We start from the raw sequence: 23,292 nt of genomic DNA, 5'->3' as shown, positions 1-23,292 counted from the left end.
CTTCGGTTATTGAAACTAATGGACGGACCGTTACATCCATTTAGAAACAAACCGATTAAATTCTTCACGTAACTCATTGAATACTTTTTCAAAGATTTGAATCTCGTCCTTTTCTGCCTGATGATAAGCCACTTTCCGGCGATCGGTCGCAACCGGATTTTTGTTTATTTCTTCCTCAAGCTCATTTTCTGAAATGGTAACCTTATGCTGGATCTCATCGATGGTATTGCGGTGAATGATCAATTGGTTCTGAAATTGTTCAACCAAAGCAAGTACGTCTTTGTGATTATTCTTTGCTGCAACCTCTTCCAAGCGATTTTGAAGGATCTTGATTTCGTCTTTATAGAAATCTAATTTATTGGACCATTCAATGTTTTCTTCGTGTTGTTTATAGATAAATTCGTTCTGACTCATGGCTTTTAATTTTTTCGGTGCACTTATTTATAGGTCAAAAGTAAGAAGGACGCCAGGGGGAGAAAATGATATAGATCACTGTCAAGGGTGATTTTAATCTTAAATTGAAAACCTGGAAATCTGGAGAAATCAGAGAATGTATAAAAAGAACATGTAAACTTCACGCAGGACCTTTAATTTTACATACATGGCGCTGGTATCTATTCTCACTCCTTATCGCAATGCGGAAAAGTATATCCGTGAAACCGCCTGCGCTGTCCTGAAACAATCGCATACCGATTGGGAATGGATCCTGGTAAATGATCACAGTGCGGAAAATGAGTTGGAAGCGATTACTGATTTGGTGAATGATCCGCGCATAATCCTGCTTGAAAACAAAGGAAAGGGAATTATCGACGCACTTTGCACGGCAATGGCGAGCGCCGGTGGAGAATACATTACGCGTATGGATGCAGATGATGTGATGCCGGATTTTAAATTGAAAGCATTTTTACAAAGTCTGCAAACTTCTAAAGAGCAAATTGTAACCGGAAAAGTGCATTATTTTTCGACTGAGAGGATCATTTCACCAGGTTATCTGGCCTACGAAAAGTGGTTGAATAATCGCGTGGATCAACAAGATTTTTATGAACACATTTACAGGGAATGTTCCCTGGCGTCCGGAAATTGGATGATGCTGAAAACCGATTTGGAAAAATGTGGTGGTTTTGTTGACCTTTGTTATCCCGAAGATTATGATCTGTTGTTCCGCTGGTATGAAGCCGGATATACAATCAAAGGCTTGGATCTGATAACACATTGGTGGCGTGATCACGATCTGAGAACTTCCAAAACCAGTGTGCATTATCAGCAAAAGGCTTTTTTTTCTTTGAAGATTGATCGCTTCGTGAAGCTGGATTGGAACCCGGAACATCAATTAATTGTCAATGGAACAGGGCAGAAGGGACGTTTGACGGCGAAAATGCTGATGGAAAATGAAGTTCCCTTTGCGTGGGTCTCCCATGAGCCGGAAAAGTTCCCCAAAGGAATTTTTGGCCATCCGATTTTGGGTATTGATGAAATACCTGACAAAAATCGGGCTCAGATCTTAAATACAACACTGCTTGCGGAAGAGGTATTACGCGGTTTCTATGCAACAAAATCGACGGATATGTGCTTTTTACTTTATAACACCCGATTGAGTAAACTGGTTTCCTGATTCGCATTTTCCCTTAGAAATTCGTAACTTTGATAATCAAATTCTTCAAAAAATGCAGGTAAAAGAGCTCGTTTCGTATTTAAATCAGATAGCACCGTTTTCATACCAGGAACCGTATGATAATTCCGGTCTGTTGGTAGGTGACCCGACAGCTGGAATTAAGGGCGTTTTGGTGGCATTGGATTGCATTGAAACGATTATAGATGAAGCAATTTTGCACGGAGCGAATGTAATTGTAACCCATCATCCGATCATTTTCAAAGGATTGAAACGCATTACCGGCGCCAATTATGTGGAACGGACCGTTTTGAAAGCGATCAGGCATGATATTAACCTGATTGCCATTCATACCAACCTGGACAATGTTCATTTCGGTGTGAATCACATTATTTCTGAAAAACTGGGGCTTAAACACGTGCGGATATTGAGCCCGAAAGCAGCGATCAATCACAAACTCGCAGTCTTCGTTCCGCATACACATTCGGACCTGGTGCGTGAAGCGATGGCTAAAGCGGGAGCAGGAATGATCGGCTCCTATGACTCATGCAGTTTTTCTTTGGAAGGAGAAGGAAGATTCAGGCCAGGTATCGATGCGAACCCTTTTCTTGGGAAAGCCGGTGAACTGGAAGTTGTGAGGGAGGTGAAGGTGGAAGTAATCGTTAGCCAGCATGCATTAAATGCAGTTTTGGACGCAATGAAAGCAGCACATCCTTATGAGGAAATTGCATACGATTTGATTGGTTTATCCAATACGAACGAATATATCGGCAGCGGGATGATCGGTACGCTGGAAAAGGAAATGGAAGTAATGGATTTCTTAAATACGGTGAAGAGGACCTTTCATTGTGGCGCGGTCCGTTATACAAATCCGACGAAATCATTGGTTAAAACGATTGCCGTTTGTGGTGGATCGGGAAGTTTTTTATTAAAAGATGCGATCCGGGCAAAAGCAGATGTTTTTATTACGGGAGACTTTAAATACCATGAGTTTTTTGATGCGGAAGATCATTTGATGATTGCGGATATCGGGCATTTTGAGTCGGAACAATATACTTCTGAGTGGTTAGTAGCACAAATGAAGAAAAAATTTACTAATTTTGCGGTTCGTTTAACGAGTGTAAATACGAATCCGATAAATTATCTCTAAAGTATGGCTGCAAAAGCAAGTACAAAAGAAACAACAGTTGCTGAAAAGTTGGACGCATTGTATGCGTTGCAAAAGATTGATTCTCAAATCGATAAAATTAGAACCGTACGTGGTGAATTGCCTTTGGAGGTTCAGGACTTAGAGGACGAGATCGAAGGGTTGGAGACTAGAATCAAGAACCTGCAGGAAGAAGCAAAAGAACTGGATACTGAAGTTGCAGATCGTAAAATTGCAATAAAGGATGCGGAAGCTGCAATCGTAAAGTTCAAGGATCAACAAAATAATGTGCGAAACAATCGCGAATTTGAATCGTTGGCGAAAGAGATCGAATACCAGGAGTTGGAGATTAAATTGCACGACAAACGCATGAAAGAAGCTAAAATCAAGATTACTTCCAAGAAAGAAGTGCTGGATGAGGCGAAAGAGCGTTTGGAATTGCGTAAAGGCGATTTGAAAGTGAAACAAGATGAGTTGAACGAGATCGTTGGAGAAACACAAAAAGAAGAGGAAGCCTTGATCGCTCAGTCTGAAAAGGCAAAATCTTTGATTGATTCACGTTTGATTGCAGCTTATGACCGTTTGCGTTCCAACGCGAAAAACGGATTGGCTGTAGTTGGTGTTGACCGCGATTCTTGCGGAGGATGTTTCAATAAGATTCCACCTCAACGTCAATTGGATATCGATACACGCAGAAAAGTAATCGTTTGCGAACATTGCGGAAGAATTCTGGTTCCTGCGGAAGTCGTAGAACAAGATTAATTATAGACACTGGTTGTTGAAAGGGTTTACGAAAGTGAACCCTTTTTTGTTTTTTTCATTCTCCCCTTGAGGGGAGATAAAGAGGGGTGGCCACCTCCCTTAATCCCTCTTCCAGGAGGGAGATGAAAATTTCCTGGATAAGACATTCGGAATTTGAACCTTGAATTCATAATTCGCTCAAAATATTGAATGAAAAACCCAAACGAATACTTACTTTTGCAACTGAAAATTATCAATCCGTTTTTACATGGAAAAACTAGCAAAAGCTCTTTTCTCGATGAGAGCAATGGCAATGGGATTATTCATCTTCCTTTCCGCAATCGCAATCGCAACCTTTATAGAATCATACGAAAATACACAGGCGGCCAAGTTGTGGATCTATAATGCCAAGTGGTTTGAGATCCTGTTGGCGTTTCTTTGTGTAAATTTGGTTGCGAATATATTCCGTTATGAAATGTGGAAACGGGAAAAGATCGCGGTATTGCTTTTCCATCTTTCGTTCATTGTAATCATCATCGGTGCATGGGTTACCAGATACATCAGCTACGAAGGAATGATGATGATCCGTGAAGATGCTTCTTCCAATATTGTTTATACTTCGGATCCGTATTTGTGGGTAAACGTGAATGATGGCAAGGAGTTTCAGCTGACACACGATGTAAAGACGTTCCTGGCAGAATCCTATCCGTTCAACTCCGCAAACCTCGATATTGAATTTCCCAAGCATAAAACACCGATTTCGATTGAATATGTGGATTTCAAGTCGAAGCAAATCGATACTATCGAGATCAATCCGAAATACAAGAGCAGTGCGTTGGATATTGTCACAGATGGAATGAAGTCCAATTATCTGATAGATAACGAGATTTTTAACCTGAATGGTGTACCTGTTGCTTTTTCACCGAATTTGGTAAATGGGGTAAATATTTACCGGAAGAACGACACTTTGCGTTTGAAACCAAACATGCCGCTGCAATATATCCCTATGAAAGAAATGCAGAAGGCACGTCAAAGTGGTATTGCTCCGCCGGATTCGGCATTCGTACAAGTTGCTCCGGGAGAGGAAGTGGTGTTTGCTACCACAACCCTTTACCAGATTGCTGGACAACAATTCGTGTTTAAACAGGAAATTCCGAATGTTGGTAAGAAATTAATCCCTTCGGGAAGAAGGGATGTTGGTTCGGATTACTTAACGGTAAAGGTGACCGATGGTCCTCATTCCAAAATTGTCCGTTTGAGAGGCGGAGCAAAAGAAATCGGCGAATCTGCCTACTTTGAAATGAATGGATTGAATTACCGACTGGAATATGGAATGAAGCGGATTACAATTCCATTCTATATGAAATGCAACGATTTTATTTTGGACCGCTACCCGGGGTCGGATATGCCTTCTTCCTATGCGAGCGATCTGCAGGTGTTGGATACGGCTAACAATGAGTTCGGCACGAAGCGCGTATTTATGAACCATGTATTGGATTACGGTGGTTATCGTTTCTTCCAGTCTTCGTATGATGCAGACGAGCAGGGAACAATTTTAAGTGTAAATCACGATTTCTGGGGGACGAACATTACTTACTTCGGATATTTAATGATGTTTATCGGTATGGTGTTTAGTTTGTTTGCTCCAAGTTCCCGTTTCAGAGAATTGATCGGAGTATTGAAAAAATCGCATGCAAAATCAGTGATTGCTCTATTGGTTACTTTGTTTTCAGCAGCGGTTTATGCACAGGATTCCTCTGGGCACGTTCATGACCACGAGCATACCCATCAGCACGATCAGGCAATTCCTGCAGCTCCTGTAAAACCGGTTGTTTACTTTATCTCGGAAGATCAGAGTGATGAATTGGCTACCTTGCTTGTCCAGGACAACCGCGGGCGCATCATCCCGATGCATACCATGTGTGACCAGTTATTGAGCAAATTGTACCGTTCCAATACATACGAAGGACGTAATGCCGTACAAACAGTGATCAGCATGCACATGTACCCGGATTATTGGCTGGACCAAAAGGTAATTCTTGTTCCATCGGCATTATTTGATAAATACAACCTGACGAAATACGTTTCTTTCCGGGAATTGACTGATGAGACCGGAAACTTTAAATGGATCGATGATTACAATGCCGCTTTGCAAAAGCCGGAAGGTCAGCAATCCGAAGCACAGAAGAAATTGATCAAATTGGGTGAGAAATACCAGGTGCTATTGGGGATTGTTAACTGGAATTACATGAAAATCATTCCGATGAAAGGGGATAAAGCGAATCGCTGGTTCATGCCTTTCAACCAGGAATTAATGATGCACGACAGTGTTTCGAGCCGATTGGCCTTGTCTTATATTAGTTCGTTGAATGATGCGGCAAAATCAAATACTAATTTCTCCAAATCAACGAAGTTATTGAATGATCTGAAGAAAATGCAGCGTTCGATCGCGCCTGTGTCCATTCTTCCATCCGAATCACATGTGAAAATGGAGGTTTCCTACAATAAAATGGGAATTTTTAAAAATTCAGGAAATTCCTACATCCTGTTTTCATTGATTTTATTGATCATATTCTTCATCCGTGTATTCTTCAATCCATCCGAAAAATCAGATCGCCGTTATTCCATTGCCGGCAAAGTGATTTTTGCCCTGATGGGGATTATTTTTCTGTATCATGGCGCAGGATTGTTCATGAGAAGTATGATCTCGGGACACGCTCCATGGAGTGACGGATACGAAGCGATGGTTTTCATCGCTTGGGTGATAGTTCTTGCAGGATTTATCTTCTCGCGAACAAGCGTGGTGATTTTGGCAGCAGCAGCTTTATTGGCATGGTTCTTCATTTTCGTTTCTCAATTGAACTTACTGGACCCGGAAATTACTCCTTTGCAGCCGGTATTGAAAAGTTACTGGTTGATGATCCATGTAGCAATTATTACGAGTAGTTACGGGTTCCTGGGACTTGGATTCATTATCAGTTTTGTCAATATTATTCTATACCTGACAAGAAGTTCAAAGAATGGAAAGGAAGTAACAAAGAATATTACCGTGCTTACGGCGGTTAGTGAAATGACTATCACCATTGGCCTATTTATGCTGACGATCGGAACCTTCCTTGGGGGAATTTGGGCCAATGAATCGTGGGGAAGATATTGGGGCTGGGACCCGAAAGAAACGTGGGCTTTGGTTTCCGTACTGGTGTATGCAATCATTCTTCATTTCAGATATATTCCGGGATTAAAAGGGAAATTTGCTTTCAACGCTGCAGCTATGTGGGGATATGCGGCTATCCTATTTACCTTCTTTGGAGTGAACTTTATCCTGGTTGGATTACACTCTTATGCGAACGGCGACGGATCGGTAAATTTACCGGGATATGTATGGCTTACCATTGCAATCTTCCTGGTACTGACTATTGTTGCAGGAGTTCGAAATAAGAAGTATCTTCAGACTCAAAGAGAATTGCTATGAGACTATATGATTTTTCATTGAATTACTTAGACGGGAAACCGATTGACTGGAATGATTTTAAAGGGAAGAAAGTCCTATTGGTGAATGTGGCTTCTCAATGCGGGTTAACTCCGCAATATGCGCAGCTTCAAGAGCTGAATGAAGCATTCGGTGGAGATCATTTCGCAATAATAGGAGTTCCCTGCAATGATTTTGCCGGACAGGAGCCGGGAACAGCAGAAGAGATCGCAACTTTTTGTTCCGTCAATTACGGGGTAAGTTTCCCGCTCTCGGAAAAGGTGCATACGATTGGTGAAGAGATTCATCCGATTTATGAATGGCTGAAAGAACAAACCGGTACCGAAGTAAGCTGGAATTTTCAGAAATACCTGATCGATCAGGAAGGCAAAATTGCCGGCTATTTTTCTCCTCAAACAGAGCCTGCAGAATCGCATATTTTAGATTGGATTAAAAAATCATGAGTCAAATTGATATATTAGCTATCGGTGCCCATCCGGACGATGTAGAACTTTCCGCTTCAGGAACTCTTTTGAAGCACCGGGCAATGGGTTACACTACCGGAATTATTGACCTGACACAAGGTGAATTGGGCTCGCGTGGTACGAAAGAAACACGTAAGGAAGAAGCTGCTGCTGCTGCCCGGATACTGGGATTGACCGAACGCGTCAACCTGAAAATGGCCGATGGCTTTTTTGAACATTCGGAAGAAAATCTAAGATTGATTATTGAACAAATCCGGAGATTCAAACCACAAATCGTATTATTAAATGCTGTTTCTGACCGTCATCCGGATCATGGAAGAGGAGGTAAACTGGCTTCCGAAGCGTGTTTTTTAGCCGGGTTGCGTAAAATTGAAACAACATGGAACGGAGAACCGCAGGAAGCACACAGACCACAAGCGGTGTATCATTATGTCCAGGACCGTTACCTGCAACCGGATTTCGTTGTTGATGTGACGGATTTCGTGGAACAGAAATTCGATTCGATTAAAGCATATAAAACCCAATTCTGGGATCCGAATTCGACTGAACCGAAGACCCCGATCTCCGGGGAAGAATTTTTTGAATTTCTTCGTGGAAGAATGGCTGAATTCGGTCGCAATATAGGTGTCCGCTATGCGGAAGGTTATACTGTGGAGCGAATTATCGGTGTGAATTCTCTATTTGAGCTTAGATAAAGTTTCCTTTACGTTTGAAATCAAATCATTAAACTCTTTCGCTAATTCTTCATTGATGATTCCGTCTTTGAAGTTTTCATCAAAACTTGGCAGGCTAAAATGTCCCAGGATATTTGCCGTATGGCGCGGGAAACGGCTTAATGCGGCTTCCAGGGAGAATTTTGCCCCTAGTTTTCCAGGAGAAGTGGAGATTAGCAGCATGGGTTTGTTGTGAAATACGCTGTTGTTTAACCTGGAACACCAATCCAATGTGTTTTTGAACGCAGCCGTATAACTTCCGTTATGTTCCGTCATGGAAATGACTAAAAAGTCCGAATTTTCAATAATGTCATGCAATTCGTGCGCCTGAACCGGGTATCCATCTTTCTTTTCTTTATCCACAGAAAAAACAGGCATTTCGAAGTCGTTTAAGTCGATCATGTTGACCTCTCCATCAAATTGATGGGCAGCAAAATGGGCAAATTGCTGGTTGATAGAAGATTTACTGGTACTTGCTCCGAATGCTAATATTTTCATGATGCTTTTTCTTTAGACCCCGACATGTATGGTCGAATAATTTTGTACGAAGATAGGGATATTATCAGATTAAAATAGGGCTTTAATGACAGATTTTACAGGGATTTGATTAGTTATTTCCAGTCTCACTTTGGTGCCTCTTCGTTATATAACGAAAACATGATAGCATGTTTTCATGTTGTTGCAATTTCACGATATGAAAAAGGGTCCGTCGAAACGAACCCTTTTACTTGCTATAAAACTAAACTAACAGAGAAAACTTTTTCCGTCAGAAATCCGGAATTACTGGATTAGTAGTCTTCGATCAGCCTTAGCTAATCTCTTATTTTACAACGCTCAATTTAACAGTCTTCACTGCATCATTGGTTCTTACTACTGCGTAGTACAACCCTTGAGCGAAATCTGCTGCGTTGATCGTGAACTCATGAGTTCCAACTTCAGCGTATTTAGTACCTACTGTTTGCATTACTTGTCCGTTTGCATTCATTACAACTACTTCAATCGTACTGTTTTGTGCTACGTCAACAAATAATTTAGCATTTGAATTGGTAGGGTTAGGGTATAAAGAAACACCTGCAATTGCTGAAACTTCTTTGATTCCCAAAAGACCTGTAAAATCAGATCCGCTTAAAAGTGGAGAACTTGCTGCCGGACGGTAGTCAGGAGTAAGGTAATTGTAAGGTGTTGTTAAAATTCCTGCTGTAGAAGCGATTGAATCATTTGATCCGGCTGCGAACCAGGATACGATGTCAAAAGTACTTCCTGCATTTTTCTCAGTTACTTTACCGGTAACATTTCCTGCAACGATGTTGTTTTTGTATACGATCAAACCATTGGTTGCATTTCCTTCACAAGCTGCTCCGTCAATGTGAATTCCTCTTTGGAAATCCATAAAGATCGAGTTGCGGATATCTAAAGCGGAATTTCGGCGAATACGTGCTCCACGACGGTATCCTGCAGCAATTGTATTAGCAGTGTTTCCACGGTAAGGCCCGACTGCTGTAACGTTAGAGAATGTAGCATTTGTTTGAGGATTGTTTGTAGATCCTGAAGCGTCGTTATCTGATTCAAAACCTTCTGAAGTAGATACTGACGGGTTATCAGCAATATTCGGGTCACGAACGATCAAACCGAACTGTACATTTCCTGCGAATCCGAAATCCGTATCGAAATCATCATCCAAATTTCTGTAAGAAACCAAATGTTTAGCATTTACTGTTCCACCGAACCACTCATATGCATCATCATTAGAGAAAGAAACCTGTACAAAGTTGATCTCAGTACCTGAACCTACAGATCCGAAAGTCAACCCGTTGATCTCTTTATCCGTTTGGTATGCATAACCCGGGAATTCGATACGTACGAATGTTAAAGCACCTGAATTATCTGCATTGTCAGGAGTCATTCCACCACCAAACTCAGTGTCTGTAGTAGGAGCAAGTCCTTCGATATTCGCAACACCGTTTGTTTGGTTGTTAGCAGCTTTTCCTAACAGGATGATTCCTCCCCAGTCACCTGCCGAACGAGAACCTGCTGCTTGGTTGGATGTAAATACGATCGGAGCGTTTGCTGTACCTTGAGCCATCAATTTCGCTCCTTTTGTAATAAACAAACCTGAACCCTGAACAGCTTTGTCACCCATGATGATTGTTCCCGGTTCAATAGTCAAAGTTGCGTTGTTCTTAACGTAGATCTGACCTTGTAACAAGTAAACATTTCCTGCAGTCCAGGTAGTGTTTGCTGTGATGTTTGTTGTAATCGTTTGGTTTGGGGTACCGTAGTTTGTGTTTTGAGGATCCCAGTTTGCCCATCCTTCTGTCCACATCGGAGTTGGAGCTGGAGCAAAAGCACCGCGATACGTTGTTTGTTCAAACTGTCCAAATGCTGCTAAAGTTCCTAAACCTGCGAACAATGCACTTAAGTAAATTTTTTTCATTTTTCGTTTTTTTTCTTGGTACAAAATTGATTTACTAACCTTGTTCTATCCTTTACTTTAAGTTACGATTCAAGTAAATAAATGTTAAGTTCATCTTAACTGAAGTAGCAATAATTTAATATTAGCTCAATCGTTTTAGTGACACGTAAAAAGTTAAACTGAAAAAGAAAGGCCATCAATCAATTGACTGATGGCCTCCCGGATGTTTTTTATCTTACAATCGGAAGCTGATGGAGGCACTGAATGTTCTTCCGAAATTCGTTTTCCATACTTGCTGATCAATATCCTTGTTGTATCCTTTCACATTATTCTTGTCTCCAACGAAAATGGTGTTAAAGAACCCGTTCATTCCTTTCGCATCAGCTCTTGCTGTTGAACTGTTTTGATAGAAGACCTGGTCTTGCGCAAGAATATTCTGGATGTTTAATTTAAACTGTGCCCGTCCTTTCATAAAGGATTTTGTAATCTGCAGATCAAGGAACGTTCTTGCCTGTTCCCACAAATCCGGCTCATTCACGTTCCCAACGATGGCGATGCGCTGTCCGACACGGTTGATGTTCAATGCAGCTCCCCATTGATTGCGCGGATTGTCATATCGGATTCCCGCGTTGAAAACATACGGAGACTGACCCTGAAGCGGTCTTGAATCTGCTACACTTCCCGCAACACTTGAAACATCTACTTTCGAACGGATAATAGATAAATTCGAGTATACGGTCAAATCATCAAAGAAGGAAGAAGTATCCAAACCGAAGATTGTTGAGATCAGAGTACGCGCCTCCAATTCCAACCCGTAGTTGGTTGCAGAAGCCACATTTTGGAACGAAATCTCATTGATAACATCCGGACGGGATTTTTGCTCGATCGGATTGATGAAGTTTTTGTAGAAGATGGTCGCAGAGAATAATTGACCTCTTCCGGGGAATGTTTCGTATCGTAAATCCAGGTTGTGGATCAATGCTCGTTTCAAACTGTCATTTCCTGAAATTACAAAGTTCGTAGTGAAATCATAGAATGCAAAAGGAGCAAGTTCGCGGTATTCCGGTCTGTTCAATGTTTGCGAGTAACTCAAACGAACATTTGTTCGTCTGTTTGCTTCAAAAATGGCATTGATGGAAGGAAGAACATCCAACTTCTTGGTATTGATTTTCAATTCAGAATTGTCGTCTCTCAGTGCGTTCAATTGTTGCTGGAAATATTCGGCACGAACACCATAGATGAAACGGAAACGTCCGAATCGATTATCCAATTGAAGGTATGCCGCGTTCAACATGGATTGTGCGTCGTATTTATCAGAGAATTTGGTTCCGTCGGTCAATTTAAAACCACCTTTTCCAGGGTTCCCGTTAGCTCCCGGTTCGATTAATCCCATGTTTTGAGAAGAGAAGATCTGGTCCTCCGGCAAATACAATAAACTTTCGTCGAATTGAACACTTCCTCCTGTTACACCGTAACGGGTATATCCCAATTGGCGTGCATCAAACTTTCTGGTACGGACCTGGTTGTACACCCCGATCTTGAATTCGCTTTTGAATTTTCCGAATAAGTTCGTTCCGTATGCCAAATCCACCCGCTCGTTGATTGAACTTTCTTTGTTGTCTGAGAAAAACATTCCTCCTCCGTAGCTCGGACCAACATTCGTGTATGAAATATTGGCTACATATTGCGTATCTCTTGCATTTGGATTACTCGGGTCAATGATGTATTTATTACGGGTATAGATTGATCTGCTCAAATTCGGAACAGTACGGTGAACGTTGCTGTATCCTGCCAACCAGTTTACTTTTAATCCTTTGGCTCTTAAACCGTGCTGTCCTTCCAATTGTCCGGAATAAACCTGATCCGAGGTGAACCAGCGTGCATTGGATCTCAATAAATTCGGATTGGATTCCAGTGGATTGATTTCTCCTGTTCTGTTGATCAGTTTATCGGAAGAGTTGATACTGTAGATATTTTTAAAGTTGATTGTGTTGCGTTCATTGATCTTGAAAGCAAAATTCATTAAAGCTCCCGCAAGTAAGTTGGTCACGTTATTGTGGTCCAAATAGTCGTAATCGATTTGTGTCGATTGAACTGAATTCGGGTCTGTGCTGTTTGAATAACCCCGACGAACGGTTTCATTGTAGCTAAAGCTTCTGCTGTAAGTAAGCGCAGCGATCATCCCGAATTCACGTTTTCCGAATTTCTTATTGAAACCAGCTGAAGCCTGGAGGCTTAGATTCGGAAGGAATTTACTGTCTGTCGTTGCCCAGTCTGTGGATACTTCTTTGGCCAGTTTGGCCTGGTCGTGAATATTTAACGGGTATTGTCCGTATGCCGGTACCGCAGCTGGAATTTTACGTGTTCCGTCATCAATTCCTATCCAATCCGTTTTTCCTCCTTTATAAGAAGTACGGTCTTTAAAAGTCGTGATGGTATTGATTCCGGTTCCTACCTGGAATGAAAAGAAGTTCTTTTCAGGAATACTTTTCGTATTGATTTGGATTAATCCTCCTGCAAATTCTGCCGGTTGGTCCGGAGTTGCGGATTTGGTAATCGTTAAGTTGTCCAGCATATTGGATGGAAACATATCGAATGAGAATGCTTTTCTGTCGCTTTCGGAACTAGGAAGCGGGGAACCATTCAGGAAAGCAGCATTGTATCGGTCGTTCAAACCACGAATGACTGCAAATTTATTGTCCTGGATGCTTGCGCCACTGACCATTTTCAATACATCACTGGTGTTGCTGGCGGTAGATTTTTGAATGGATTGACTGGACACCACATCGCCTACGCTGTTGGCATTCTTCTGGGCCAACACAACTCCCTGGTCTGTATCTGTAATTCTTTTTGCGGAAATAACAATTTCACCGATGGAAGTACTGTCTTCTGCAGGTGGCGACATGACTACGTCAATATTAGTCACTTCTCCCGGCTTAACCTGGATGTCATTTACAACTTGGGTTGGCATTCCGGGATACACGATTTTGATTGTGTACGTCCCCTTTTCCAATTTGTCGAAATTGTAAATACCTTCGATGTCAGACAGGATTCGTTTTGCTTTTTCAACCAATTCTACCTGGGCGGAAGGAAGTCCTTCTCCTGTTTCAGAATCGATCACTTTTCCCTGAATTACTCCGGTGTTTTTGTCTTGCGTAAATGCAAAACCTGCAATTAGTAATGAAACAACGGAAAGAAATATCTTCATAGCTTTAATTTTGCCACAAAGGAACAGCTACAAGATTATTCTAAATTAAGTGCAAAATTATTGGATTGTAAGGCTTGTGTAAACAAATTATGAAGCTTCTTAACATTGAGTTAATACCAGCTAAAAGGATTTTGCAATGGATCAAAAATAGTGTTTTAAAATGTAATCTTTTCCGGTTTCTATGATCGAATGGTCAATTTCACGACAAAAGCTTCTATTTCCGTTTGAATAGGTTGTTTAAATAGTGTCTGTATGGGATATCCAGGGAAAAGCAGAATCCCGAATTCAATGACAGGAGAATTACAAGTAGTTTGAATATTGATTTTTTATGGTGGAGCAGTAAAAAATGTTTGTGCTTGCATCAATAGATTTCTTCGATGATGAATTGCTGATTATTAAAGAAAACCTGGTCTGCTTTCTTTTTGTGCAGTAACAATTGACCAAGAGGAGCACCCAGACCAATCCCGGTCAGTTTCTTGCCTTCAAAGAAATTATTCCCAATCGGAATTCCGATTAGAAACAATCCTTTATTGGTCTGAACAAGTGATCCAGGTTGAACCTGGAGTGTATGTTCAATCGGTTGATTGGCGAGCAAACTTTTCAAACGGTGCTGTTCGTTTAACTGTTTGCTTAGTTTTACCAGTTCCTGCTGTGCCATTTCGCGTGCCGTTTCGAATTTGTCTCCAGCTGAACTTTTACTGTCTTCTGTCATTCCCTTTTGCAAATCGGCAATATCTGCCTGTAAGGAAGTTATTTTCTCAGATATGCCGGCCGTTAAGAGTTGGAAGAGTGTTCTTTTGTCCATGAAAAAGTTTAAGAATTTAAAAATTCAACGATTAAACTGTTTGAACTATTCGTAAATAATGAAATGCTTGTTGAATAACTCGATCAATTGTTTCTTAACGCTTTCCTTGGAAAATTGCATCCCAAAGGCACGTAAGAATTCCTTATCGAATTGGAACTTTCCATTCATCATATCCAAAATTGCATGTTTCAGATCGGCGATGTTGTTGTGTTCTATTCTAATGCCCAATGCTTCAGTCATATTTGCAGCAATTCCCACCGGTGTGGAAATAATGGGAGTTCCAGTTAACCAGGCTTCAGCAATCACAATACTGAACGTTTCATATTCGGATGTCAGGATCAGGGCATCGTGTTCTCTTAACAATTGGCTGACTTCTTCCCATTCGCACGGCCCAATGAAATTGATCGCTTCCCGGCAGCTGTTTAATTTAGCCCATCTTTCCCATTCATCCGTATCCTGATCGGAAACAACCGTTAAACTGACCTTCTTTCCTGATTCCAGGTAGGCATTTAGAAATCCGTCGAAGAGAAAACCCGGATTCTTTGTGTTCTTATCCAGTGTTGAAATGTGAATGAACTTGGTGCGGTGAACCGGATTGGTTTCTCTTAAAGTGAACAGGTCTTCGTCTACAAAATTGGGAACAACCTGGATCTTCGTAGTTGGAAAGACCGGTTTCATGTCTGTTCTCAATACATTTGAAACAGCAACTATTTCACTGGTATGCCTGCTTCCGCGTTTAATAACCTGCTGGTGCAGGGAAATAAAACTTTTAATCAGTTTTTTCCGGTAATACGATCCATGTTCCATCACAATCAGAGGCACGTGGAAATACCGCTGTACCCGGGCGAACTGCATAGCTCTAGGAAGAAAAACATGTGCAAAGATCAAATCAATGTGATCCAGCATTCCCAACCCTTTTCTCAGTGCTTTTCGCTGAAGCCACCAATGAATAAAACGGTTCTTGGAGATGTGATGATAAATGCGGATGATGCGCAGGTTATCGGTTTGCTGATCATCGACTTCAATGGAACTGCAATTTTTGTCGCCCATTGTATGAAGTACGGTTACTTCATAGGTGTCTGAAAGCAAGTGCGCAAAGCGTTCTACAAAATTTCCGGCATACGGGTCGACGCGTGTCGGAAACCAGGAGCTCATAATTAGAATATGTCTTTTTGTGTCGGACATAGGCTAAATTTAGCGCATTTTTTCACTAATTACATATGACGCGAAAAGTTTTTGTGTGATTTTCTTTACGGATTGTGAGAAAATAAACTCCTGCTTGCAAATTTTTCAAAGCGATCTCGTTTCCAATTTGCTGAAAAGGAACGGATTGTCCCTGCTGGTTTTTTAGTTCAAATATTTCGTGTCCCTTTAGCTCGGAAATAAGAATTAACCCATTTGTCGGATTAGGTGAAATTTGGATAGTTTCCAACGATTGATCGGAAATACCGGCAACGCAGGCTAAGCGGTTCATGTATTGCCAAATGGTATCATTGTATTGGGTTCCAACCAGGCTGTTTCCCATGCTGCTTCCCATTCTTACGAGAACCAGGCCTTGAGATGGTACGACGTTAATGATCTGGCCGTTTTTTCCTTCTGCTGCATACATATCTGGCGGTGCATTTGGACATAATTCTCCCGGGAAGATCAGTTGGGATTGCGGAATCATAAAGGAAGTTTTTCCATTGAGCCAGGTCAGGTAACCGTAAGAGTTGTTCAAACTCTGACTGCTGTTCCGCATTTCATTCAAGTAAGTTACATCCGGAAGAACAGGCGTTGTGTTCCAGTAACCGTCTTGTGAGAGCAGTAATCCGAATCGTGCCATCCCCCTTGCTTTGGAAACGAACACATTGTTATATCCTGATTGAATATACAAGCCGGTTAACCCGATTTTTGATGAAATTTTTTGATTCACCCAGGTATTCAGTGTCATTCCTGTGGCAGATTCGATAACAGAATCGAGTAGGGTATACGGTCCGTTGTGGTAAGCCCATCTTGTTCCAGGATCTGCTTTGTAAACCAGACAAGCCGGGTCTGTACAATAGAAGTCAGGAACACCGTCATCTAATCCCGTTGTCATAGTCAGTTGATGCCTGATCGTAATCGCACTTTCCTGTGGAAGCGTTAAGCTGGTCCAACCTGTTCCCAGGTAATCGCTTGTCGGATCATTGATATCCAGGAAGCCTTCATGTTGTGCAATTCCGACAGCATAAGCGGTCAAAGTCTTTCCGGCCGAATTCCAAACATAAAAACTATCCGCAGTAAATGTTCCGAAATACTTCTCCAAAACAATTTTTCCATCCTTCAATACGATGAAGGCTTTGGAGTCGGATGCTTCCAGCCAATCGTATAATTTCGTGATGGAATCCTGGCACCAGCCCAAGGTTGCCGGATCGGTTGTGGACCAGGTAGTTCCCGTTAGGGGAGGAAAATACGTTTGTGCCTTTAAACTTGAAAAGCCGAGGAGGAAAGTCAGCAGGAGTAAGAAGTGTTTCATATCAATTCAAAATGGTGAATTCCGGAGTGTTGGAACAAGTTGCAAATTTTATGGTAAGATAACACTTTTTCAATTTGGTTTAAACCAGCACCTTTTCATAGATCGCCTCGAGTTGTTCGATTGCGAAATCAATTTCTTCTTTGGTAGTATATCTCGAAAAGGAGAAGCGTGCATTCGGGCGGGAATTGTCTGCATGGATTCCCTCCAGTACGTGAGAACCTTTTGCTGCTCCTGAAGAACAAGCGGAGCCACCTGAACAGGCTACACCTTTTAAATCCAATGTAAACAATAACATACCGGATTTTTCTGTCGGAGGCAAACACACATTTAAAACCGTGTAAAGGCTTTTTTCCGGAGCAATTTCACCATGAAAGGTAACTCCCGGAAGGATTGACTGCAGTCGGTTTATCATATAGGATTTCAATCCCTGGACATGTGCCTGGTGCTCTTCCAAATGGCTGTAGGCCAGTTCTATTGCTTTTGCAAGTCCAACGATTCCATATACGTTTTCTGTTCCTCCGCGCAATCCTCTTTCCTGCGCTCCGCCATGAATCAGAACATCTGTTTTAATGCGCTTGTTCGCATATAAGAAACCGATTCCTTTCGGACCGTGAAATTTATGCGCCGCACAAGTCACAAAGTCAATTCCCAGGGCATTCAGATCAAAAGCATAATGCCCCATAGTCTGAACCGTGTCCGTATGAAAATAAGCATTGTATTTTTTGCACAATGCACTTACTTTTTCGATCGGAGTTAAGGTCCCGATTTCATTATTGGCATGCATTAATGAAACCAGGGTTGGTTTTTCATCCTTCAAATACGATTCCAATTCATTTAAATCAATATTTCCTTTGGAATCCACTTTCAACCAACAGGCCTCTATGTTTTCGCGTTCGGCTAAATGCTCAATGGTATGACAAACGGCATGGTGTTCAATGGTTGTTGAAATAATGCGTTTGACCCCCAATTGATAAACAGCGGTGTTCAATGCGATATTATCTGCTTCTGTTCCTCCGGAAGTAAAGATCAGCTCATTGGGAGAACAATTTAACTGCTTTGCAATTGACCGCCTCGAAGTTTCGATTAATGCTTTGGTTTGTCGGCCATAGAAATGCGTAGAAGAAGGATTTCCAAATTCATTTTGTAAAACAGGGATCATCGCTTCGGCAACTTCTTTCGCCAGTGGCGTAGTTGCAGCATTGTCTAAATATACTCGCATCGACTTTTTTATTACAAATTTAATAGATTCAGAAGAAGAAATGAATTAATCCTTTCCAAGAAGGAACCGAAATGTTTCTTTTCCTTGAGGAGCTAAAAGGAGGTTTGACATGAGAAAATGGGTGCGTTCCAGTCTTTTTTCGGTTGATTTTGCAGAGTTAACATGATTCAGGATATACCGTTTCATACCCGGAGTCAAAGCATCGAACCGGTCTTTTGATTCGGGAACCTGGGACCAGTATTCTTTTATTTCTTCTGCAACCGGCACACCAAATTCGGAATCGTCTTTTTCCAATTGAACGGTCACGGTGTCGCCTAAGGTTTTCCCGATTTTTTTCAAGCGATTTTTTTGGACGGTAATGAGCCCGCTTCCTTCGCCGAGAGCCAGGATTCCTGCCTGCCATTGAATTTTGGAATCCAGAGTGATAATCAGACGCTGATTAAAATCACCTTTTTCTTTTCTGCCGGGAAGTAGTGCCAGGATATCCGGGGTAATTTCCACGAACCAATAGTTGAGGTAATCCAATGCTTTGATGTCTGTTTCGAATTCAATCATACGTATTCTTGGAAGCGCAAAGATAGATAAGAGACTGTTAATTGGGAAAAGAATATTCCGATAATATTAATTACCCTGGTAACTGGTGGATAATCTTGCACTTATCCACTGAAAAGCAAAAATCCCCCGATACTACTCGGAGGATCTTCCTTTTATTCAACCGTGAATCCTGTTTTTTGAGCGGTAGCAACTAACGATTCAATGATTGCTGATCCAAGATCCTTTTTTGCATCCGATTCGTTGATTTTTTTCATTTCTTCAGCGATGTATTCTTCCCGTTTTTTGGAAAGCTCCCCGATCTGATTCTGATAACGTGTCCGGTCTGCTTTCTTCTGTTCGATATACTTCGTTTGTTCCTCTTTGGATTTTCCTTTCAGTTCTGCCGGAAGATCTTCCACCCGGATACTGTCCAGGTTTACATTTCCCTGGTCTATTCCATCAACTAAATCCCAATTGGCATTTTTATAATTGGATTTCGATTTGGCTGCAGCGCGTTCACTCATTACGGCATATCCTTTCAAACTGGCATTCTGATCTTCTTCGGCTTGTTTATTGGAACGGTAGTTGCCTTCTCTTCCGTACCCGACATAGGTTTTATTCAATGAATCGTTTACAGAGATAATTTCTTTGTCATAAGGCGTATCAATGTGTCTGATTTCCTCGTTGGAATTGATATTGAAATACGATCCCTGGGTTTGCTGAGCTCCGTCGTACCAAAATTCTTTTACTCCCTGATCGTATGGCCCGCAATAGATCGTATTTACGATAATGTCTTTGCTTGCGGCAATTTTCAGGATTTTCTTATAATCGATCGGTCCCTGGTTGAACGGCTCATTTCCTGCGATATAGATTAATCGAAGGTCTGTTGGATTGGGAGACCATTTGAGGTCATTGATCGAAGATTCGATAACGGCCGCACAGTATTCCGATCCGCCATTGGTCCGGAGTGAAAAAAGTTGTCCGGAAATGGAATCCAAATCGGCGATCAGGTCGGTGCGTTTGCGGACCCAATTCGGAGTTTTGATCTCGTCATTTCCATAATCATACAACGCAATTTCCAGCTGTGGGGTTTTTCCTTTATCCGACATTTTGGATGCCATATTGACAATTTTCCAGATAGTGGACTTGGCTTGTTCGATCAAACCATTCATACTTCCTGAAGTGTCGAACAGGATTGCGATTTGAATTTTACGTGATTCATCACTCGGATGAATGGGTTGAGCAAAAGAAAAAGAACTGATGCAAATGAGTAAGCTTGATAGTATTGTCTTCATGGTTGCTGTTTTTATGCATTACAACCAGGTGTTAAAAAAGTTCAAAGACGATACAATGAATTTCTAAATCAATAGTTTGAATTTGGTTTGAGTTATTTTTTTCCGGATCCGGTTAAAGTGCCGGTTTATTTCAAATGCTTCATTACCTCTTCTTTTTCAACCAGACCCGTCGTTGTCCAGGTCATTTTTTTGTCCTTGTAAACTTGCAATACCGGGATGGCACTTGTTCCTAATGTTTTGCAAAGCTCTTGATTTTCCTCCACGTTGATCCGAATCACCGTGACCGAATTTTTTAACTCTGTTGAAATTTCATTCAGATAAGGCTCCATTTTTTTGCATGGGACACACCAATCGGCATAAAAATCTATCAAAATCAGTTTGTCCGAATTCAGGAGAGCCTGGAAAGCTTGTTCGCTCATCCCTGGAGACGACTCCTGATTGTTTGTTGTTTCAGGAAGGTTTTCGCTTCTCCACTGCATGATTCCACCTTTGAGTTCATACACTTCTTTGAAACCGGCAGATCTCATTTTATCCGCAGCAGCACTACTTCTTCCGCCACTCAGGCAATAGACAAAAACAGGTTTTGATTTATCTAACGAAGCAATTTGTTGGTCGAATTCGGAGCCGTTCCAATCATAATTCAGTGCATTTTCAAGATGTCCGCTTGAAAATTCTCCGGGTGTGCGAACATCAATAATGACCCTATTTGGTGTTTCTTGTATTTTTTCTGCAAATGATTTTGCGGAAAGAGTGAATTGAGGCTGTCCATTGGAGCAACTGACTAAAACAGTTACCAAAAGGAAGATTGAGTATATTTTTTTCATGTTGCTTCTAATTAGTTGAGGGGTTTGCCGGATGATTTTTCGGGCTTGACTTCACAGTTTCCTCCGTAACAATTTCCACTTGCACATCCGAATGAAAATAGTCCCATGGAGGCAAAATAACTGCCAAACAAAATACCAACCCATTCGTGTCTTAAAGCAGACTGAGTAATGATGATGATTCCCAAAATAAGGAACAGAGCCCTTGTAAATGTCCAGTTTTTTAAGATACGTTCTTTCATAGAATAAATGGGCAAGTAAATCAAACCAAACTCGATCCTGTCAGAAAAATCGAGCTTGGTAGTGTATTACTTTATTTAAAGTTATTGACGGATTTTAGTTTGTAACCCATACCATCCGCCGCCATTGTGAACCTGTGTATAACCGTTTGATTTCAGTATGTTTTTTGCAGAAGCACTTCGCATTCCACTGGCACAACAGGTGATAATGGGCTTGTTTTTGTCCTTGAGTTTGCTCAATTGACTTCCCAAAGTATCCAAACTGATGTTGATCGAACCTTTAATATGTCCACCGGCATATTCTCCTTTGCTTCGGACATCCAAAATGATGGCACCGTCTTTTACTAATTGAGCGTAATCTGTTTTGGGTCCCAAGCCCAACAATTGTTTAAGTGAATTCATCATTTGTTTAACGTGTTTGAAAATAATTGACATCTAACCAGGAACCGCCATTGTAACATTCGATTCCATGATGTGATAAAAACCGGGTTGCCTGACCACTTCTTCCACCGGAAGCACAGCAAAGGATTAAGGGTTGTTTTAAGTTTTTTACCTCGTCCAATCTGTGCTCAATTTCCTGCAAAGGAATGTTGATTGAATTTGCGACATTTCCACCTCTAAATTCTGCAATTGTTCTGACATCTACAATAGTGCCTTGTCCTTCTTTGATTAGTTGTTCTATGTTCATGTGATTTTGTTTTAAAAAGTTTTTACTGCTTCACCCAAGTCAATTACGTGTGAAGCATTCTGAATGTTTGATTGGATGATACTGCTTCCAGCGGCACTGCGATATCCGGCGGCACAATGCACAACAATGGGTTTGTCAGTCGGAATTTCATGACAGCGCTCCCTTAGTTCATACAATGGAATGGCAAGCGACTGTTCGAAAATGCGGCGTGTTTTCACCTCGGAAGGATTTCGTACGTCTACTATGGTGTATTCATCCGGATGGTTTTTGAAATATTCCGTATCGAATGTGTGAGAAGTTTCATTTCCATAGTCCGATACAAAAGCGAGTGCAATTTGCGTTTCATATCCGATTTTGGAAGCCCGCTCAATGAGTTGATTCAATGCTGTTTCGTTTTCCGCGATGAGATAAAAAGGTTCTTCCGGATTGACTATACTTCCCAACCATGTTTCGAATTTGGTATCGTCCATTAAATGGATGGCATTTTTCAAGTGTGCTTTTTTGAATTGCTCTTGTGGCCTTGTATCAATGATCAAAATAGCCGGATTGAGCGTACTTGCGCAATCAGGGCAAGTAACGGGTTCTTTGTGTTGCACTTTTGAAATACTTTTTTGAAAGGATTCAGCCCCCTTTTTATTGATGCCGACATCAAAAGGGAAGTATTTCGGAACAAATGGCTGATCAGCTAACAACGCTTCAACAAATGTTTCTTCACTCATTGGCTGTAAACACCAATTACTCCTTTTTTCGGCACCGATCGTACTGCTGTTTTGTTCGCTCAATCCTTTTCCGCATAAACTTCCGGCTCCATGTGCTGGGTAAACAATTACGGAATCAGGCAGTGTGATAAGTTTGTCCCTAAGTGAATGGTACATCTGCTTGGCTAATTCGGTACGCGGTGAAGTAATGGCTCCGGCCTGTTCCCTTAAATCAGGACGCCCGCAATCACCTATAAACAAAGTATCTCCTGTGAAAACAGCTTGTTCTTTTCCGTTTTCATCGATTGCGAGGATACTGATACTATCCGGTGAATGACCAGGTGTATTGAGTGCTTTTAAGAAGCTGTGCCCCAGTTTGATGGTGTCTCCATCATCAAAGGATTGATGGGTGTATTCGGCGCCAAGCAGTTTGCTTACGTAAATTTTCGCATGAGTTGCTTCATGAATTTCCAAATGACTGCTTATAAAATCTGCGTGGGGATGTGTTTCAATTACCGCAGTGATTTTTGCATCGTGCTGTTTGGCGAAGTCGTAATAAGGTTGTGGATTTCTTGCCGGATCGATCAGGGCGATTTCTCCATTGCTGAGAATTGCGTAAGAATAATGTGCTAAGTTTTTGTCTTCGAATTGTTTGATTTCCATGTCTCTTGGTGTTTGATAGTACAAAATTACCGGCTTCTTTTGAGTGAT

At 41.4% G+C, this 23,292-nt stretch carries 21 protein-coding genes; 6 read left to right on the top strand and 15 right to left on the bottom strand.

What is annotated here, in order from left to right; all coding sequences use genetic code 11:
• Positions 1-30: 30 nt before the first annotated feature.
• Positions 31-414 carry a hypothetical protein gene (locus tag FO442_RS11365; RefSeq protein ID WP_144333314.1) on the bottom strand — a complete coding sequence of 128 codons (384 nt, stop codon included), beginning with the start codon at positions 412-414 and terminating at the stop codon, positions 31-33.
• A gap of 187 nt (positions 415-601) precedes the next feature.
• Between FO442_RS11365 and FO442_RS11360 the strand changes: the two genes are divergently transcribed.
• The 6 genes from FO442_RS11360 to bshB1 all read left to right on the top strand — a co-directional run bounded on the left by FO442_RS11360 (position 602) and on the right by bshB1 (position 8,146).
• Positions 602-1,612: a glycosyltransferase family 2 protein gene (locus tag FO442_RS11360; RefSeq protein WP_144333313.1), complete on the top strand. Its 1,011-nt coding sequence runs from the start codon at positions 602-604 to the stop codon at positions 1,610-1,612.
• A gap of 52 nt (positions 1,613-1,664) precedes the next feature.
• Positions 1,665-2,759 (top strand): Nif3-like dinuclear metal center hexameric protein, encoded by a 1,095-nt coding sequence (locus FO442_RS11355; protein WP_144333312.1) that lies wholly within the window; start codon positions 1,665-1,667, stop codon positions 2,757-2,759.
• A 3-nt stretch (positions 2,760-2,762) separates the two neighbouring features.
• Positions 2,763-3,518 (top strand): zinc ribbon domain-containing protein, encoded by a 756-nt coding sequence (locus tag FO442_RS11350; RefSeq protein WP_144333311.1) that lies wholly within the window; start codon positions 2,763-2,765, stop codon positions 3,516-3,518.
• A 247-nt stretch (positions 3,519-3,765) separates the two neighbouring features.
• Positions 3,766-6,969, top strand: a complete 3,204-nt coding sequence (locus FO442_RS11345) for a cytochrome c biogenesis protein (protein ID WP_144333310.1) — start codon at positions 3,766-3,768, stop codon at positions 6,967-6,969.
• Positions 6,966-7,430: a glutathione peroxidase gene (locus tag FO442_RS11340; RefSeq protein ID WP_144333309.1), complete on the top strand. Its 465-nt coding sequence runs from the start codon at positions 6,966-6,968 to the stop codon at positions 7,428-7,430. The genes FO442_RS11345 and FO442_RS11340 overlap by 4 nt, the downstream gene beginning before the upstream one ends.
• Positions 7,427-8,146, top strand: a complete 720-nt coding sequence (gene bshB1, locus FO442_RS11335; protein ID WP_186280074.1) for a bacillithiol biosynthesis deacetylase BshB1 — start codon at positions 7,427-7,429, stop codon at positions 8,144-8,146. The genes FO442_RS11340 and bshB1 overlap by 4 nt, the downstream gene beginning before the upstream one ends.
• On the opposite strand, the gene FO442_RS11330 is transcribed toward bshB1, so the two are convergent.
• The 14 genes from FO442_RS11330 to FO442_RS11265 form a co-directional block, all read right to left on the bottom strand.
• Positions 8,129-8,662: an NADPH-dependent FMN reductase gene (locus tag FO442_RS11330; protein WP_144333307.1), complete on the bottom strand. Its 534-nt coding sequence runs from the start codon at positions 8,660-8,662 to the stop codon at positions 8,129-8,131. The genes bshB1 and FO442_RS11330 overlap by 18 nt on opposite strands.
• A gap of 322 nt (positions 8,663-8,984) precedes the next feature.
• The gene (locus tag FO442_RS11325) at positions 8,985-10,598 is read right to left on the bottom strand and encodes a T9SS type A sorting domain-containing protein (RefSeq protein ID WP_144333306.1); all 1,614 of its coding nucleotides are present in this window, start codon (positions 10,596-10,598) and stop codon (positions 8,985-8,987) included.
• A gap of 214 nt (positions 10,599-10,812) precedes the next feature.
• The gene (locus FO442_RS11320; protein WP_144333305.1) at positions 10,813-13,785 is read right to left on the bottom strand and encodes a TonB-dependent receptor; all 2,973 of its coding nucleotides are present in this window, start codon (positions 13,783-13,785) and stop codon (positions 10,813-10,815) included.
• A gap of 361 nt (positions 13,786-14,146) precedes the next feature.
• Positions 14,147-14,590, bottom strand: coding sequence for a hypothetical protein (locus FO442_RS11315; protein ID WP_144333304.1), 444 nt, complete (start codon positions 14,588-14,590; stop codon positions 14,147-14,149).
• Between the two features lie 45 nt (positions 14,591-14,635).
• Positions 14,636-15,745 carry a glycosyltransferase family 4 protein gene (locus tag FO442_RS11310; protein WP_186280072.1) on the bottom strand — a complete coding sequence of 370 codons (1,110 nt, stop codon included), beginning with the start codon at positions 15,743-15,745 and terminating at the stop codon, positions 14,636-14,638.
• Positions 15,746-15,800: 55 nt separating this feature from the next.
• Complete coding sequence (locus FO442_RS11305) at positions 15,801-17,087, bottom strand: serine hydrolase domain-containing protein (protein WP_144333302.1); 1,287 nt, start codon at positions 17,085-17,087, stop codon at positions 15,801-15,803.
• 79 nt (positions 17,088-17,166) lie between these two features.
• The gene (locus FO442_RS11300) at positions 17,167-18,306 is read right to left on the bottom strand and encodes a cysteine desulfurase family protein (RefSeq protein WP_144333301.1); all 1,140 of its coding nucleotides are present in this window, start codon (positions 18,304-18,306) and stop codon (positions 17,167-17,169) included.
• Positions 18,307-18,351: 45 nt separating this feature from the next.
• Positions 18,352-18,861 (bottom strand): YdeI/OmpD-associated family protein, encoded by a 510-nt coding sequence (locus FO442_RS11295; protein ID WP_144333300.1) that lies wholly within the window; start codon positions 18,859-18,861, stop codon positions 18,352-18,354.
• Between the two features lie 152 nt (positions 18,862-19,013).
• On the bottom strand, positions 19,014-20,135 hold the full coding sequence (locus tag FO442_RS11290; RefSeq protein WP_144333299.1) for a vWA domain-containing protein: 1,122 nt from the start codon (positions 20,133-20,135) through the stop codon (positions 19,014-19,016).
• A 125-nt stretch (positions 20,136-20,260) separates the two neighbouring features.
• Positions 20,261-20,959 carry a thioredoxin domain-containing protein gene (locus tag FO442_RS11285; RefSeq protein WP_144333298.1) on the bottom strand — a complete coding sequence of 233 codons (699 nt, stop codon included), beginning with the start codon at positions 20,957-20,959 and terminating at the stop codon, positions 20,261-20,263.
• A gap of 11 nt (positions 20,960-20,970) precedes the next feature.
• Positions 20,971-21,198 (bottom strand): hypothetical protein, encoded by a 228-nt coding sequence (locus FO442_RS11280; RefSeq protein ID WP_144333297.1) that lies wholly within the window; start codon positions 21,196-21,198, stop codon positions 20,971-20,973.
• A gap of 81 nt (positions 21,199-21,279) precedes the next feature.
• Positions 21,280-21,600 (bottom strand): rhodanese-like domain-containing protein, encoded by a 321-nt coding sequence (locus FO442_RS11275; protein ID WP_144333296.1) that lies wholly within the window; start codon positions 21,598-21,600, stop codon positions 21,280-21,282.
• A 4-nt stretch (positions 21,601-21,604) separates the two neighbouring features.
• Positions 21,605-21,883 carry a rhodanese-like domain-containing protein gene (locus FO442_RS11270; RefSeq protein ID WP_144333295.1) on the bottom strand — a complete coding sequence of 93 codons (279 nt, stop codon included), beginning with the start codon at positions 21,881-21,883 and terminating at the stop codon, positions 21,605-21,607.
• A gap of 11 nt (positions 21,884-21,894) precedes the next feature.
• A complete protein-coding gene (locus FO442_RS11265) occupies positions 21,895-23,244 on the bottom strand; it encodes an MBL fold metallo-hydrolase (protein ID WP_144333294.1) in 1,350 nt (449 codons plus the stop codon).
• Between the last annotated feature and the right edge of the window lie 48 nt (positions 23,245-23,292).

It is taken from the genome of Fluviicola chungangensis (genome assembly GCF_007558725.1).
Taxonomy (GTDB): domain Bacteria; phylum Bacteroidota; class Bacteroidia; order Flavobacteriales_D; family Crocinitomicaceae; genus Fluviicola; species Fluviicola chungangensis.
The sequence above is the reverse complement of the archived record's forward strand: the minus strand, read 5'-3'. Positions and strand labels throughout refer to the sequence as shown.